This window comes from Stenotrophomonas sp. 24(2023) (genome assembly GCF_030913365.1).
Classification (GTDB): domain Bacteria; phylum Pseudomonadota; class Gammaproteobacteria; order Xanthomonadales; family Xanthomonadaceae; genus Stenotrophomonas.
Window position 1 is genome coordinate 4,103,941 of record NZ_CP133160.1, and the last position, 15,579, is coordinate 4,119,519.

Sequence of the window (15,579 nt, forward strand, 5' to 3'; positions counted from 1 at the left end):
GCTCTCCCTCAGCGCGGGGCCTGGCAGCCGAACAGGCCCAGGTCGATGGCATCGGCCATGCGCCGGTAGCCCGCGTCGTTCGGGTGAAGGTGGTCGCGGGTGATGTCGGCCGGCAGCGATTCCGGGGCGGCCGGATCGCGCAGCGCCGCATCGAAATCGATCACGCCGTCGAAGCCATTATCCTTGCTGCGCGCCCACTGGTTGATCGAAGCGCGGGTGGTGGCCGAGACCGGCTCGTAGCGCTCGGAGCCGCCGAAGGGCGTCAGCGTACCCAGGTAGGTGCGGATGCCGTGGGCGTGCAGCCGAGCGGCCAGCTGCCGGTAGCCCAGCAGCATGTCCGGCGCGCTGCGGCCCGGCAGCGGTTGCGCACCGCCGCCATGACGGATGTCATTGATGCCCTCGAACACGATCACCTGGTCGGCGCCGGCCACGGCGATCACATCGCGGTCCAGCCGGGAAAGTGCGCTGTGGCTGCGCCCGTGGTCCAGCAGCTTGTTGCCACTGATGCCCTGGTTGAGCACCACGAAGCGGTCCGGGCAGGCCTGCTGCAGCCGCTCGCCCAGCCGCTCGGGCCACTGGTTGAAGGAACCGCGTGCGGCGGTGGCGCCTTCGGTGATCGAATCGCCCAGTGCCACGATCACCTGCGGGCGTTCCGCACGCTGGACCAGCACCGCTGAAAACACGTTCTGCTGGTAGCTCACGCGCACCGAATCGGCCACCGCGTCCTGCCTGCCGTCGGCCACGCGCACCACGGTGCGCCGCACCGCCGGCTGGGTGGGTTGCGGGAACCAGGCGGTCACACTGATCTGCTGCAGCGCGGCCAGCGGCAGCGCGACCGGATCGCTCAGCAGTGCGGCACCCACCGGCACGTCGATGGCATGGCGGCCATCGACGGTAACCGGCACGGCCGCGCCCTTGCCCTCCTTCAGGCGCACGCGAATGTCCTCCACGTGCAATGGCGCCGTGCCCAGTTCATTGCTGATGCGCAGGCGCAGCGCATCGCCGCGGCTGCCCACGCGCATGTCCTGGCGCACGGTCTGCGCAGCGAACTGCACCGGCTCGCCGGGCTTTCCGTCCTTGCGGTCCGGGGCCGGTGAGGCGGTCCAGGCGGTTACCCAGACCGGCGCGGCCTGGGTGGCGGGGGCAACCACGGCAGCGCCGAGGGCAAGGGAAAGCAGGGTGATCCAGCGCTGCATGGGCCGATGTCCGCTCAGGTCAGGAGAAGTAGGTGCCGCCGTTGACGTCCAGGTTCGCACCGGTGATGAAGGCCGCCGCGTCCGAGGCCAGGAACACCGCCGCATCGGCAGCTTCGTCCGGCACGCCCTGGCGGCGCAGCGGGGTGGCGCCGGCCACGGCGGTGCGCACTTCGGGTTTGGTGAAGTCGTCATGGAAGCGCGTGGCAATCATGCCGCAGCACAGCGCATTCACGCGGATGCCCTTCGGGCCGAGTTCCTTGGCCATGGCGCGGGTGAAGGTCATCACCGCGGCCTTGGCGGTGGCGTAGATCGACGCGCCCGGGCCGCCGCCATCACGGCCGGCCTGCGAGGCGAAGTTGACGATGGCCGCGCCTTCGCCCATGTGCGGCACCACCGCATGGGTGGTCAGGTAGGTCGAGGTCAGGTTGAGGTCCATCACCGTGTGGAAGAATGCCGGATCGATCTCGGCCAGCGGGCGGCGCTGCACCATGCCGCCGGCCACGTTCACCAGCAGGTCGATGTGCTCGCCGAAGGCGGCCTGGGTAGCGGCCACGAGGCCGGCCACGGCGGCCGCATCGGTCACGTCGGCGCGGTGCACGATGGCCTGGCCGCCAGCGGCCTGGATCTGCGCCAGCGTTTCCTGCGCACTGGCTTCATCGTTGGCGTAGTTGATGCAGACGCGTGCGCCGGCAGCGGCCAGCTTGATCGAGACGGCACGACCGATATCACGGCCACCACCGGTGACGATGGCCACCTTGTCCTGGAACGACATGCGGAAAACTCCTTGGATTGCGGGGGAATGAAGAGAGGTTGAGCGCTCAGCCGGCACGGCGGTCGAGCTTGTGGATCGGCCCGGTCCACCACCACAGCGCGGCCAGCGACAGCGGCACCAGCGCGGCGACGAGGATGAAGATCGGGGCGTAGGAATGGCGGGTCAGCACCGGCACCAGCCAGGTGGTGATCAAGGTGCCGGCCACCGCGGCCAAGCCGCCCAGGCCAGCCAGCGTGCCCACCGAGCGGCCGTCGAACAGATCGCCCGGCAGGGTCTGGATGTTGCCGATGGCCACCTGGAAGCCGAACAGCACCGCGGCGATTGCCAGTACCGCCAGCAGCGGCTGGTCGGCCAGTATCGCGCCCAGCAGGGCAGGGGCCATGATCACGCAGCCCAGGGTGATGGCCAGCTTGCGGGCGCGGTCCACGCTGCGGCCGCTGTGGATCAGGCGCCCGGACAGCCAGCCGCCGCTCAGGCTGCCCAGCATGGCGCCAACGAACGGCACCCACGCGAACAGACCGATCTGCTTGATGTCGAAGCCGAAGGTTTCGGCCAGGTAGATCGGCAGCCAGGACACGAACAGCCACCAGATCGGGTCCAGCAGGAAGCGGCAGGCGAGCATGCCCCAGCTCTGCCGGTGGGCCAGCAGCGAACGCACGCTCACCTTGGGTGCGGCGGCATCCTGCTGCCCGGCCTGGTCTTCCATGATCAACCGGCGCTCGGCATCACTCACCCACGGGTGCCTGTCCGGGCCGGCGCGGTAGACGAACAGCCACGGCAGCAGCCACAGGAAGCCGATGGCACCGACCAGCACGAAGGTGCCGCGCCAGCCCAGCCACAGGTACAGGCCGGCGATGGCCGGTGCCGACACGATCGCGCCGATCGATGCGCCGGCATTGAACACACCCTGCGCGAGGGCACGCTCGCGCGCCGGGAACCACTCGGCATTGGCCTTCACCGCGCCCGGCCACGCACCGGCTTCGCTGATGCCCAGCATTGCGCGCACCAGGCTGAAGGACAGCATGGAATGGGTAACCGAATGCAGGGCGATGGAGATCGACCACACGCTGATCGACAAGGCAAAGCCCAGGCGCGTGCCGATCATGTCGAACAGGCGGCCGAACAGGAACTGGCCGGCGGCGTAGAACAGCATGAACACCGTCACCAGCAGCGCATAGTCATCCTTGGTTGCGCCCACTTCCCTGGCGATTTCCGGCCACATCACCGCCAGTGCATTGCGGTCGATGTAGTTGATGACCGTGGCCACGGCAATCAGGCCGACGATCAGCCAGCGCACCGCCGAGCGCACCGGCACCTTGCGCAGGGTGGACAGCGGCGACGGGCCGTTCATTTCGCATCATCCTTGCTGCGGTCCATGCGCGCGTGGCTGCCGCTCCAGCGGTAGGCATGGCCATCGACGGTTACGCTGTGCTCGCCCTTGGCGTTGCTGTCATCGGCCACGCCCAGGGCGATGCGGGCGCCACTGGCCAGGCGCAGCTCGATCACTTCGGCATCGCTGCCACGGGTGCGCACGATGTCCTTGATGCGGCTGTCGGCGCCGTGCACGTACTCGGCGGTGCCGTTGTACTCGCCATGCGGCTCCAGCACGCTGAAGAAGGTCACGTCCTTCTGGCCTTCCACGCGCTGCAGCAGGGCCGGTTCGCGGCGCAGGTTGAACTCCGGATCGTTGGCGCCGCTTTCCACCAGCAGCGCCTGCGCGGGTGCGCTGCTGCCGAAGCGATAGGTATAGAAGCGGCCATCCAGCAGCCAGGCCAGCGTGCGCGGCTCGCTGCCGGGCTTGCTGCGCGCGTCCAGCCACAGGTGCTGGTAACCGTTGTCCTTGCCCAGCACCGGGCGTTGGCTGGTGAAGTGTTCGGCCTCGAAACCGGTGGTGACGATGTGGCCGTTGAAATGCAGTGGCAGGTCGTAGCGCGCGGTCTTGTCGCCGTGCACCTGCAGCAGGTCCAGCACCACCGGCAGGCCCAGTCCCGGGTGGCGCAGCAGTGCCTGGGTGCGGGTGAACACCACGCCCGGGTAGGCGTCGCGCATGGTGGCCGAGGCCACCTGGGTATCGGCGTCGGCCTGGAAGAAGCGCACCTGCGGCGCATGTTCCTCGCCACGCTTCCAGTCGCCGCCGAAGTGGCTCTGTTCGTCCACCACCAGGGTGTTGTGGGCCACCGTCTGCTTGGCCCAGCTGCGGTTCTCGGCCAGGTAGATGCCGCCGCGCTTGGCCTCCACGTTGAGGAAGCGTGCGGCGCCGTAGTCGGTTACCACTGCGTTGCCGTTGTCATAGAACAGCCAGTTGAGCTTGTCGAAGTGGCCGTGGCCCATGCCCTGCATGGTGTCCTTCTGCACCAGCGCCTGGCCGCGCCCGCCGCCCATGCGCAGGATCGCCAGGCCGCCGCGGTCGCCGTCGGGACCATCGCGCAGCAGCATGGGGCGGTAATCGAAGGGCTTGGCCTTGTCGGCCGCCAGGGCCTGTGCCACCTGCAGCCCCTCCGGCGAGAGCAGCAGGCGCTTCTGTTTCTGTGCCACCGACAGCAAGCGGTCATCGCCGGTACGTGCGTAGGCAATGCCGATGCCGGCCACCAGTTCCTCGGTGTCGAGGCCCTTGTCCCGGATCGCATCGTTGATCGGGAAGAACAGGCCGCCGTAGCTGCTCTGCACCAGCACGTCCACGGCTTTCAGCAACACACCGTCGCGGCGCTGGAAGATCTTCCGCTGCGGCTCGTTGCGTTCGATCGCGTTGGCCAACAGCAGGAACGGCCCCAGTGCATAGCGCTGGTAGTACGGGCCTTCCTCGTAGTAGCCATCGGGCGAAAACAGCAGATCGATCTGCCGCAGGAACCCGAATCTGTCGTCCTTCTGGCTGCCGCGCAGCGATTTCTCCACCAGTTCCTGGTCCCGCAGCACATAGCCGGTCATGCCGGTGGCGGCCACCGCCCACGTCGCGTGGTTGTGGATCTGGTCGTAGTTCTTTGGTTCGCTTATGAGGAACTCGGCCATCGGCCGCAGCAGCTGCGATTCGATGGTCTGCCGGTCCTGCGCGGACAGCGCGTCGCGGATCGCGTCATAGCCCTGGATCGCATTGACCAGCCACACCGAATCGTTCAGCACCTGCCAGAACACGCGGCCGGGAATCTGCCCGCGGCCTTCCGGATGCGGGCCCAACGTCGGGTAGAGCTTGGCGTACTGCAGCAGCATGTCGCGCGAATAGTCTACGTAGGCCTTGTCGCCGGTCAGCCGGTACAGCGTGCCGGCGGCCAGCAGCGCCTGGTAGTTGCGCTTGTGCTGTTCGTGGGTGCGGCCGCCGCCCTTGTCCTTGGGCACCGGCACGTCGATGCCGGCCTTCATCATCTTCTTCAGCGATGCTTCGGTGCGTGCCTGCTCCTTGGCGAACCACGGGTAGCGGCTGCCTTCGCTGGCCATCTGCTGCCACTGTGCAGCGGTCACCAGCACCGGTGCAGTGTCGGCCTGGCGCGCAGCGGCCGGGGCTGCCAGCAGCGGCATCGCCGGCAGCAGGGTGAGGGGCATGGCCAGGGCCAGGGAAACGAACAGCGGCTGCAACCTCATCGATCAACTCCGGTGCTGGTGCGTGACAGGGCCATCTCGCCCACCTTGGGGTACCACGCCACCCCGGTCGCCTCGCGCGGGGTCATGGTCAGCGTCGGGTCGGCACCGGTGGCGGGCAGGGCAGGCGAGGGCGCCCACAGCCCGCTGGCCGCCTGCTGCAGCGTGATGCTGCTGCTGGCCACGCCGTTGGGGAACACCGTGCTGGCCTGTGGCGACTGCACGTTGCCACTGAAGGCGATGCCGACCAGCGAACTGGCGGCGTTGGGCGGGTTCCTGCTGGTGCGGTTGACGATCAGGTTGCCGGCGAACTGGCTGTTGCTGGCGGCAACGGTGATGCCCTTGGCCGCGTCATGGCCGACGCCGAAGCTGATCTTCGCCACGTCCACGAAGGTGTTGCGGCTGATGGTGGCGTTGACCACCGGCGCATAGCCGGACAGTGGCGGGTTGGCCTGCGCGTCCATCACCGCCAGCGCGGAACGGTTGCCGGAACCGGCCAGGCGCTCGAAGTAGTTGTTGCTGACCGTCTGGTTGGCGTTGATGATGCGCACGCCGCCGGTGCCCGCTTTGTCATCGCCGAGGAAGATGTTGTCGATCACCCGGTTGCCGTTGCCATGGCGCAGCGTCAGCGCGCCGGCCGAGCGGTAGAACACGTTGCCGCGGTAGGTGTTGTTGCCGGACTTGTTGCTGACGATCTCGGTTTCGCCGTCACAGCCTTCGAACCAGTTGTTCTCCACCGTGCTGCTGGAATCGCTCAGCGAGGTATCGCTGGTGCCCACGCGGATCGTTTCGCCGCCGTTGACGCCCAGTGACGGGCGCGGCCCGAACCAGTTGTGATCGATGCGGTGCTGGTTGTCCAGGCCCTGGGTGGCATCGCGCACCACCACCACGGTGGGGCCGGCATTGGTCTTGCCGCGCAGCTGGCTGTGGTCCAGGCGGTTGTGGCTGCCGTACAGCGACACCCAGTAGTCCTGGTCGGACGCATCCGGGTTGGTGTAATCGTCGATGACCAGGCCGGTCACCCGGCTGTGGCTGGCCACCGCCTTGCTCGATTCGCGGAAGGCCACCACCGCATCGCCCGGCGTGTAGCCGTTGCGGAACACCAGGTTGGAGACCTGCAGGTAGCTGCCGGCCAGGCGCAGGTCCGAGCGGCCGCTGAGGATCACCTTGCCCGGCGTCTGCGCGCGCAGCACGATCGGCGCCGCGGCCGTGCCCTGGCCCTTCAGCAGCAGCCGGGCATCGGTCCAGGTGCCATCGGCCAGCACCACTTCGTCACCCGGCTGCAGCGCGGCGGCCGCGGTGTTGAACTCGGCGGCAGTGTGGACCAGCCACGTGGCGGCGCGGGCTGGCGAACTGGTCAGGCACATTGCCAGACCAGTGGTCAGGCAAAATAGTGCTGCAGGTGCGGTTGATCGGTGCGGGATGGCTCGAATGCGCATGAAATCCTTCCAAAAGCGGCCTGGGCCGTCGTTTCGAGGGTGGATGCATACCACTTGGTGGGTCTGTTGTAAGCCAGCTTGCGCGCAAAGTCATGCTGCATCAGCACAACAAATGGCCGATTCGTGGTCTGGAACAAAGGTATTACGATTAATCCAGTCCAGTTGGTTGACATTTCTGTGTCGGCGTGTCGAAGCTGCATCCACGCCAACCGTCCAGGCGATCCTTTGGGAGGAGGAAACCATGCGGCACCCTGCCGGATCTGTACGTCGTACGTTGTTGTCACCCACGCCACTGGTCGTGGCGCTGCTCGCTGCACTGGCCGGCATGCCGGCTGCCCAGGCGCAGTCGGCCAAAGACGGGGCAGGGCAGGATGCCACCACCCTGGACCAGGTGCAGGTCACCGGCATCCGCGAGTCGATGCAGAGTTCGATCAACAAGAAACGTGACGACACGGTCATCGCCGACGTACTGTCGGCCGATGACATCGGCGATCTGCCGGCGCCGTCGCTGGCCGATGCCATTGAAACCCTCACCGGCGCGGCGTCCACGCGCGACAAGACCGGCGCCTCGGAAATCTCGATCCGCGGCCTGGGCGCCTTCCTCAGCAGTACCAACTTCAATGGCCGCGAGATCACCAACGGCAGCGGCGACCGCTCGGTGAACTTCAACATGTTCCCGGCCGAGCTGATCAACACCGTGGCCATCTACAAGACCCAGCGCGCCGACATCATCGAAGGCGGCGTGGCCGGCACCATCGGGCTGGAAACAGTGAAGCCGCTGGAGTACGGCAAGCGCTCGGCGCAGCTTGACCTGCGCGGCAGCTGGGCCGAGTACGATAAAAAGTACCGCGACAACGATGGCATCGGCTACCGCGGCACGGCCAGCTACATCGACCAGTTCGAGTTCGGCGATGGCCAGAAGCTGGGCATCTCGCTCGGTTTCCAGCGCCTGGAAGGCACCGACCCGGAAGAGAGCATCACCAGCGGCTCCACCTGGTATGCCTGCAACGGCGCACAGAACGTGGGCAACGCCAACTGCAATGAAGTGACCGCGCAGGCCATCGCCAATGGCGCGCCGTACTACCTGGTGCCCAGCAGCCGCATCTACCGCCTGAAGCAGGAGCGCAACGACCGCCAGAGCGAGTTCGCGGCCATCCAGTGGCGGCCCAACGACGTGGTCGAGGTCAATGTCGATTTCGAGCACACCCAGCGCAACTGGTACGAAAACCGCAGCGACCTGAGCCTGTCCAACGCACGGCGCGGCATCACCCAGCGCGAGGTGGACGAGAACGGGATCGTGCGCCACCTGCATGGCAGCACCTCCATCGATTCCACCTCCAACCGCTACTGGCGGGGCGAGGAGTACACCGGCGGGGGCCTGAACCTGATCGTGCGCCCCAGCCCGGCCTGGGAGCTGTCCACCGATCTTTCCTATTCGCACACCAACCGGCTGGACAGCGAGCGCATGACCCGCCTGCGCGCCAACCAGCGCGACGTCAACAACGCCATCGTGCCCGGCATCAGCAGCGGCGCTACCGGCTACGTGGAGTACGACTGGGATTGGCACGGCGAAGTGCCCAGCATTGCGCTGGCACCGGACTTCAATCCAGGCAACTGGGATGCCTACACCGGTGCGGCGCGTGTGACCTCCAGCGCCACCGAGAACGACCACAAGATCAAGGCCGGCCGTTTCGATGCCAGCTTCATGCCCGAATCGGGCCTGTTCACCCGCATCAAGGGCGGCGTGCGTGCCAGCCAGGCTGATTACCGCCTGCGCGACAATACCCGCGTGACCGACTACGACCCGCGCGTGGCGGCCGACAAGGCCAAGATCATCGCCGCCAACCAGGCCTGCCGCGCACCGTTCCCGCAGGACGACTTCATGGATGCCGCCAGCGGCAACACGATTTCCTCGTGGGCGTACTTCGATCCCAATTGCCTGTACCAGTCCTTCCGTGGCAGCCTGGACAGCGGCCTGGATCCTGATTTCCAGGACCCCAACAACGTCGACATCACCGAGAAAACGCGGGCGTTGTACCTGATGGGTGAGTTCAGCAGCACGCTGTTCAACCTGCCGGTGACCGGCAACATCGGCCTGCGCTGGGTGAAGACCGATGTGCGTTCCGAAGGCGTGCGCACCGACCTGCTGATCCGTGACAACGGCGATGGCACCATCCGCCTGCAGCCCACCGGCAACTACACCACCCAGGTGTTCAAGGCCGGCAATGACAAGCTGCTGCCCAGCCTCAACGCAGCGTTCGAGCTGAAGCCGGACCTGCTGCTGCGCGTGGGGGCCTACCGGGCCATGTCACGGCCGGATATTTCCGCGCTGGGGGCAGGGCGCACCATCAATGTCAGCAGCGATGGCACCTACGGCAACCTGGCCGACGCGCTGGATGACATCAGCGCCAGCGGCAACCCGGCGGCACAGCCGTTGATGTCCTGGAACGGCGATCTGTCACTGGAGTGGTACCCGAACCCGGACACCCTGCTGGCCGGTGCGGTGTACTGGAAGCAGTTCAACGGCGGCACCGCCACCGCGCTGGTGCCGGAAACCTACACCATCAACGGCCAGACCGTGACGGTGCCGGTGCGCCAGCAGGTCACCACGGATGAGGACAGCACGCTGACCGGCATCGAGCTCAGCGCCACCCATCGGCTTTCCTACCTGCCCAAGCCGTTCGATGGGCTGGGCTTCAAGGTCAGCTACAACTACGCCGACGCGGATTATGAAACGCAGGATTCGCGGCTGGGCGAACAGCTGGCCGCCAACGGCGCCATCATCCCGGCCATCGTGCCGCCAGCCGGGCTGAGCGGGTTCTCGCGGCATGTGCTGTCCGGCTCGATCTACTGGGATATCGGGCGCTTCAACATCCAGGCCATCGGCAAGTTCCGCTCGCACTATTACCAGGATTTCACCGGCAATACCGCGCAGCAGAACCGCTACTACGACGACAACACCAGCGTGGACCTGCGCATGCGCTACCGGGTCAGCAAGCGGCTCTCGCTGTCGTTGGAGCTGATGAACCTGACCAACGAACCGCGCGTGGCCTACCAGCCGCTTTACGGCAATTTCCGCGAAGTGGTGACCTACGGCCGGCGTGCGTATTTCGGTGTACGATACAAGTTCTGAACAGGGCGGCGCGGCCACAGGTCGCGCCGTCGCTCCAACCGGACCCTCGCCGGCCACGGTGGCAGGGAAGGGCGCCGGAGGGAACCGACCAGGGTCAGCCGCATGTCCGCCAACCGCCTTTACCAGACCATCGCCGCCAAGCTTCGCAAGATGATCGAGGACGGCGAGTTCCCGCCGGGCTCGCGGCTGCCGGGCGAGCGCGAGCTGGCCGAGCGTTTCGGGGTCAGCCGGGTGACCATCCGCGAGGCCGAGATTGCCCTGGAAGCCCAGGGCTGGATCGCCATCCGCATCGGCTCGGGCGTGCATGTGAAGCCGCGGCCGAGCCAGGCTGCCGGTGGCCTGCCGGATGTCAGTGCGTTCGATCTGACCGCCGCCCGTGCCGTGTTTGAAGCAGAAGCGGCGGCCTTGGCTGCCAGCAACCTGGACGATGCCGGCATCGCCGAACTGCAGGTACTGGCCAAGGCGCTGTGCCGCCGCGACCTGACCGACGACGAAGCCGGCGACTACGACCGCCGCTTCCACCTGACCATCGCGCGCCTTTCCGGCAATCCGGTGGTGGAGTATTTCATCCAGCAGATCTGGCGCATGCGCAGCGAGCTGCCGCGCGTGACCGAAGTCTATGCGCGGGTCTGCCATGATGACGGCGCCAGCCGTGCCGATGAGCACATGGCCATCTTCGAGGCGCTGCGCGCGCGCGATCCCGTGGCCGCGCGCAATGCCATGCGCCACCATTTCCAGCGCCTGTTCGAGGCCATGCTGGAAGCCACCGAGAGCCAGGCGCTGGAAGAGATCCGCCGGCGCACGCAACAGGACCGCGAGCGGTTCATGGCGACCACGCGCATCTGAAGCCGTTGGGGCATGGCGCCTGCCCGGGCGCCATGAGGCGCGGCGTGCGAGTATCTGGCGCATGTCTGCAACGGAGGCGGTGATGCACATGGGGCGCGCACAGGACCGGCCTGGGTTCGGTGTTGGTGACGTTTGGCCTGATACAGGGCGGCCTCTATCTGTGCGGCTACTGGGGCGCATTCGGGCTTGATCCGTTCCAGTTTGCGGCCGTGAGCGAAGTGGCGCTGGCCGGGCTGGCCAGTATCGGCATCGTGCTGGTCCTGATGGCGCTGGGCGCGCTGTTGGGTGGCTGGATCGAAAACCGGATGAGCGCGGTCAGTTCCGAGCGCAAGGTGCTTCCGTGGCTGCTGCCAAGCCTGGTGCTGGTGGGCCTGGTGGCGGTGATCTGGTGGACCGGTCCATTGCCTCCGCCTGGCTGGGTGAATCACGCGCACGCGCCATCCTGCAGGGTGGCGCCAGGTTTCTGTCTGTGGTGAGCATCAGCGGCGAAACGCTGGGCGGCGTCAATCTGGTTGGACGCCTGGGTGATTCCTATGTGCTGTGGGACCCGGCCAGGAAAACGACGATTCTGGTGCCCGTGGCCGACGTGAGGAAGCTGGAAATCGCGCAGGCGGCTGGTGCGGTTTCGGATGCTGGGCGTTGAGGACTGCTGGTGGCGGCATGATGGGCGGTTGCGTAACGCGTTACGCAAAGCGCCTGCCAGGTGGTCGTTGATGCGATAGCCTGGCCAGCGCGTTGCTGCGACCGTGGCCTTGTCGAAGCATCGGTGGCTACCAGGTGCCAAGGCCATGGTTGGGCTATGGGACCGGTGGGGTCGAGAGATCCCCTGACGGCCCAGGCGCTCTGAACATAATATACATTATGCGAAATGAAGTGTGCGGCGAATATGAGTGTTGTTTTCAGAAGAAGATGTCCATCCTCGCAATAGTTAAATGTCCATACGCTTGCGTACTCATCTGCAGCCAGGCGGTCATTGCTTCGACCGCTTGCGTTTCTGCCTAACATCAGCAGCGATGCGAACTCCTTTGGATCGCTTCAGCGCCACTTCCAGCTGAGCTGGCAAATCTCGAAGCCCTGAAAGTTGCCCCTCGAGCGCGTCACATCTGCCGCGCAGGATATCGGCAGACTGACTGGCCGTGGCGGCCGCCGATTGGGCGGCCTGGATGTCCTGACGCAGCTGCTTCTCAAGGGCCCTGTGTTGTTCGGATGCCTTGCTTTGCTGCACCTGGAGATCCTTCATCTCTTGGCGGGCTCGATCAACATCGCTGAGCGCTCGATTCTCGACAGATCTGACGTACTCGGTCCAGTCCTCCCGCTCAGATTTCGCCGTCTCTAAGACCTCGTTAAGCCGGGCGTCGAGTTGCTGTCTCGCTGTCTCGGTTCGGTCGGCTCTTCGGCGCTCGAGGTCGCGCTGCTCTGCAAGTTCCGAGATCTGTAGCTGAAGCTGGTCGACCAGGTGCTGTAGCTCTGAAGCTTGGGTCGCTGCAATTCTCTCGTCGGTGATAGCAAGGTCACGCTCTGCACTACATTCGCGCCAGCTCTTCAGTCACAAGTCGGGAACTGGCCTCCAGCGCTTCACGCTCGGCAGCCAGAGCCTGCTCGGACGATGCAAGCTCTCGACGGGCAGCCTCCTGGGCATGCTTCAGCGCCAGCTCCCACCATTGCCCGGCAAGTTCTGCCAATACCGCTGGCGCATCTTCTAGGTCCGGACGCGCTGACTGCAGACGCGTGCCAAGTCGATTCCACCATGTCTCCAGCCAGCGGGTCATAGTATGAAAGAAATTTCTACAATCCCCGCACTTGCCGCGACAGCCACCCGCCTGGAACTGCCCGAACAGCTGGCCCAACAGGCTGCCGATGCGGTCCGCGAGCTGCTCGCCGAAGCGGCAGCCGAGAACACGACCCGCAGCTACACCAGCGCCCTGCGCTACTGGGCTGGCTGGCACGCGGCGCGCTACGGCATCGAGTTGGCCTTGCCGGTACCCGAAGCCATCGTGCTCCAGTTCGTAGTCGATCACGTACAGCGCCGCTCGACCGACGGCGAATTGGCCTGGGAACTTCCCCCAGCTGTCGACCAGGCCTTGGTGGCCGCTGGCCTCAAAGCCAAGGCCGGCCCGTGGACCTTGGCCACCGTGCGCCATCGCGTTGCTGTGCTGTCCACCGCGCACCGCCTCAAGCGAGTGGCTAACCCCTGCGAGCAGCCGGCAATCCGCACCGTGCTCAGTCGCGCGGCGCGGGCCGCGGTCAAGCGCGGCGAACGCCCACGCAAGAAGACTGCGATCACCCTGTCCGAGTTGGAGGCCATGTTGGATACCTGCGACGACAGCCTGGAAGGAATCCGCGATCGCGCCCTACTCTGCTTCGGGTTTGCCAGTGGCGGCCGCCGGCGTAGCGAGATCGCTGCGGCCGACCTGCGCGACCTGCGCCGTATTGGCGAGGCGGGCTATATCTACCGACTGGAGCACAGCAAGACTCAGCAGACCGGGGTTACGGCCTCCTCGACGCCGGACAAGCCGGTGCTCGATCGGGCCGCCCTCGCCCTGCAGGATTGGTTGGAAGCGGCGGGCATCACCGAGGGAGCCATCTTCCGGCGGCTATGGAAACAGCGGGTGGGCCCTGCCCTGTCCCCGGCCGCTGTGGGCGAGATCGTGCAGCGGCGAGCGCGCTTGGCCGGGCTGGAGGGGGATTTTGGCGGGCACAGTCTGCGGTCGGGGTTCGTGACCGAGGCTAGTCGTCAGGGCGTGGCATTGCCGGCGATCATGCAGCTGACGGAGCACCGGTTGGTATCGAGTGTGATCGGGTATTTCCAGACGGGCGGTGCTACGGCAAATCCCGCTGCTCGCCTACTGGAAGATTGACGGCCCAGAGCGGGCTACGGGCGCGCGTTAATCGATGCGCGCCGCTCCACCTCCAATGGCTTATCCTGTGGCTGCTGGACCTGTACTACCGCCAAGGGAGGGGGCGTGGCCACAAGTAAACCAGGCAAGGGAGCCGGTGCGCCGCTATCAGCGCTACCGGCGCCGACCCCTTGGCCTAATGCGAATGCACGCCTTCTTGGCGTGGGGGCGGGACTACCCGTGCAGCCGCTGGATCGGCTGGCTCAGTTCAGCGCGGCAGATTTCGAGCGCTTCACGCTTGAGTGGGCATCTGACTACCTCTCGACGCAAGTTGAGGTCGCTGAAGCTCAGCAGCGCGGCGGTGCCGGCGACAAGGGGAGGGACGTAGTCGTGTGGCTTGATCCCTCGGGGACAGAGCCGCGCCGCTGGAAGCTATATCAGTGCAAGCACTACGGCGACCGTCTGGGCCCCGGCGTCGCGGCGGGTGAGATCGCCAAGGTTCTCTATTACACGCTCCAAGGCGACTACACATCGCCTGAAGAGTATTGGTTTGTCACTCATAAGGGCACGACTTCTACTCTTCAGGATCTCTTGGATGATCCAAAGAAGCTGCGCGATTTCGTAACTGAGAACTGGGGCAAACACTGCGCGGGGGCGATTACATCCAAGGCAATAGTGGCTCTCACTAAGGAGATGAAATGCCACATTGCCTCGTTTGACTTCAGCATTTTCAAAGCGAAGCAGCCGCTTGAGCTCATCTCCGAGCATGCTCAAACCAGGTACCACCTGACCGTATTCGGTGCGCCGCTGATAGAAAGGCCGCCTCCGCCGGAGCCCCCTTCATCGGTTGCGCCAACAGAGTCCGGCTATATCACCCAGTTGTTCGAAGTTATTGGGGAGGCGATGGAAGTAACTATCAGCGCCCCCAGCGACTTCATACATGTATCCTCTTACAAGGGCATTTTTGAGCGCTCTCGTATTACTTTTTACTGCGCTGAGGGCCTTAAAGAGCTGGCCCGAGATCAGATGGCCGATCCAGCGTTCTTTGAAACTCTGCTCGGCGAGTTCCGGGAGGGCCTGTACTACACATACACGACAACCGGTCAAACCGGATTGAATCGCCTCAAAGACACTGTGAAGGCGGCCCAGTCGCTACAGCTCGGTGGGCACGTGTTGGCCCCTCATGTGCAAGCGAAGGACCGCGAGGGCATGTGTCACCAGATGGCCAATGAGGGCATTCTGAAGTGGTGCGTCACATGATGAACAATGACACAACCTCACCACGACCTCCGCGCCCTTTCAACACGCCCTTGGAGTGCGGCCTTCGAACGCTATTTGTTCTGAATGCCACCAATGGAGCAACGTTAGATCTCCAACGGCTCGTTTCATATGACTATCTCCTTGTTCACTCCGGCGACATACCTCATGGCCCGCCCAGCCTGCATCCAGCTGTGCCTCTTCGTGGAACAGAGCTTCTGGTTAAACGTGACCTGGTGCGCGCCGGATTGAATCAGATGTTCAGCCGTGAGTTGCTCATGAAAAGCTTCGATCGTACGGGAATCATGTATAGAGCAACGGCGCTAACGGCAGCTTTTGTTGGCCTGCTCAAGTCCGACTACGCCACAGCACTTCGCTACAGAGCAGAATGGATCGTATCGAACTTCGGAAGCGATTCAGACGAAGAGCTAAACGCCTTTATGTCGGCCAATGTGGGCAAATGGGGAGCCGAGTTTGAGCGGCTTACTGCGCTACGCGATCTGGAGTTGTAAAGCGATGTTTCAATTAC

Annotated in this window: 14 protein-coding genes; 7 read left to right on the top strand and 7 right to left on the bottom strand. The window is 65.2% G+C overall.

All coding sequences use genetic code 11. The features are described 5' to 3' along the window. Positions 1–8: 8 nt before the first annotated feature. The 5 genes from Q9R17_RS18715 to Q9R17_RS18735 are packed head-to-tail and all read right to left on the bottom strand — an operon-like array spanning position 9 to position 6,905. Complete coding sequence (locus tag Q9R17_RS18715) at positions 9–1,196, bottom strand: GDSL-type esterase/lipase family protein (protein WP_308156077.1); 1,188 nt, start codon at positions 1,194–1,196, stop codon at positions 9–11. Between the two features lie 19 nt (positions 1,197–1,215). Further along, positions 1,216–1,968 carry a glucose 1-dehydrogenase gene (locus Q9R17_RS18720; RefSeq protein WP_308156078.1) on the bottom strand — a complete coding sequence of 251 codons (753 nt, stop codon included), beginning with the start codon at positions 1,966–1,968 and terminating at the stop codon, positions 1,216–1,218. Between the two features lie 46 nt (positions 1,969–2,014). Beyond that, positions 2,015–3,319, bottom strand: a complete 1,305-nt coding sequence (locus Q9R17_RS18725) for an MFS transporter (protein WP_308156079.1) — start codon at positions 3,317–3,319, stop codon at positions 2,015–2,017. After that, a complete protein-coding gene (locus Q9R17_RS18730) occupies positions 3,316–5,541 on the bottom strand; it encodes an oligoalginate lyase (protein ID WP_308156080.1) in 2,226 nt (741 codons plus the stop codon). The genes Q9R17_RS18725 and Q9R17_RS18730 overlap by 4 nt, the downstream gene beginning before the upstream one ends. Further along, positions 5,538–6,905, bottom strand: coding sequence for a polysaccharide lyase 6 family protein (locus Q9R17_RS18735; RefSeq protein ID WP_308156081.1), 1,368 nt, complete (start codon positions 6,903–6,905; stop codon positions 5,538–5,540). The genes Q9R17_RS18730 and Q9R17_RS18735 overlap by 4 nt, the downstream gene beginning before the upstream one ends. Before the next feature lie 313 nt (positions 6,906–7,218). Between Q9R17_RS18735 and Q9R17_RS18740 the strand changes: the two genes are divergently transcribed. The 4 genes from Q9R17_RS18740 (at position 7,219) to Q9R17_RS18755 (ending at position 11,599) form a co-directional block, all read left to right on the top strand. After that, entirely contained in the window at positions 7,219–10,110 is a 2,892-nt protein-coding gene (locus Q9R17_RS18740; RefSeq protein WP_308156082.1) for a TonB-dependent receptor, read from the top strand. 102 nt (positions 10,111–10,212) lie between these two features. Continuing rightward, positions 10,213–10,956: a FadR/GntR family transcriptional regulator gene (locus Q9R17_RS18745; RefSeq protein ID WP_308156083.1), complete on the top strand. Its 744-nt coding sequence runs from the start codon at positions 10,213–10,215 to the stop codon at positions 10,954–10,956. A gap of 125 nt (positions 10,957–11,081) precedes the next feature. Next, a complete protein-coding gene (locus tag Q9R17_RS18750; protein WP_308156084.1) occupies positions 11,082–11,432 on the top strand; it encodes a hypothetical protein in 351 nt (116 codons plus the stop codon). Beyond that, positions 11,429–11,599, top strand: coding sequence for a hypothetical protein (locus tag Q9R17_RS18755; protein WP_308156085.1), 171 nt, complete (start codon positions 11,429–11,431; stop codon positions 11,597–11,599). The genes Q9R17_RS18750 and Q9R17_RS18755 overlap by 4 nt, the downstream gene beginning before the upstream one ends. A gap of 327 nt (positions 11,600–11,926) precedes the next feature. On the opposite strand, the gene Q9R17_RS18760 is transcribed toward Q9R17_RS18755, so the two are convergent. Together Q9R17_RS18760 and Q9R17_RS18765 are read right to left on the bottom strand one after the other, a co-directional pair. Continuing rightward, positions 11,927–12,196, bottom strand: coding sequence for a hypothetical protein (locus Q9R17_RS18760; protein WP_308156086.1), 270 nt, complete (start codon positions 12,194–12,196; stop codon positions 11,927–11,929). 283 nt (positions 12,197–12,479) lie between these two features. Further along, positions 12,480–12,725 (bottom strand): DNA-binding protein, encoded by a 246-nt coding sequence (locus tag Q9R17_RS18765; RefSeq protein ID WP_308156087.1) that lies wholly within the window; start codon positions 12,723–12,725, stop codon positions 12,480–12,482. Positions 12,726–12,728: 3 nt separating this feature from the next. Between Q9R17_RS18765 and Q9R17_RS18770 the strand changes: the two genes are divergently transcribed. The 3 genes from Q9R17_RS18770 to Q9R17_RS18780 all read left to right on the top strand — a co-directional run bounded on the left by Q9R17_RS18770 (position 12,729) and on the right by Q9R17_RS18780 (position 15,562). After that, a complete protein-coding gene (locus Q9R17_RS18770) occupies positions 12,729–13,814 on the top strand; it encodes a site-specific integrase (protein ID WP_308156088.1) in 1,086 nt (361 codons plus the stop codon). Between the two features lie 219 nt (positions 13,815–14,033). After that, complete coding sequence (locus Q9R17_RS18775) at positions 14,034–15,053, top strand: ABC-three component system protein (protein ID WP_308156089.1); 1,020 nt, start codon at positions 14,034–14,036, stop codon at positions 15,051–15,053. Beyond that, the gene (locus Q9R17_RS18780) at positions 15,050–15,562 is read left to right on the top strand and encodes an ABC-three component system middle component 2 (RefSeq protein WP_308156090.1); all 513 of its coding nucleotides are present in this window, start codon (positions 15,050–15,052) and stop codon (positions 15,560–15,562) included. Before Q9R17_RS18775 ends, Q9R17_RS18780 begins: the two co-directional genes overlap by 4 nt. Positions 15,563–15,579 lie beyond the last annotated feature (17 nt).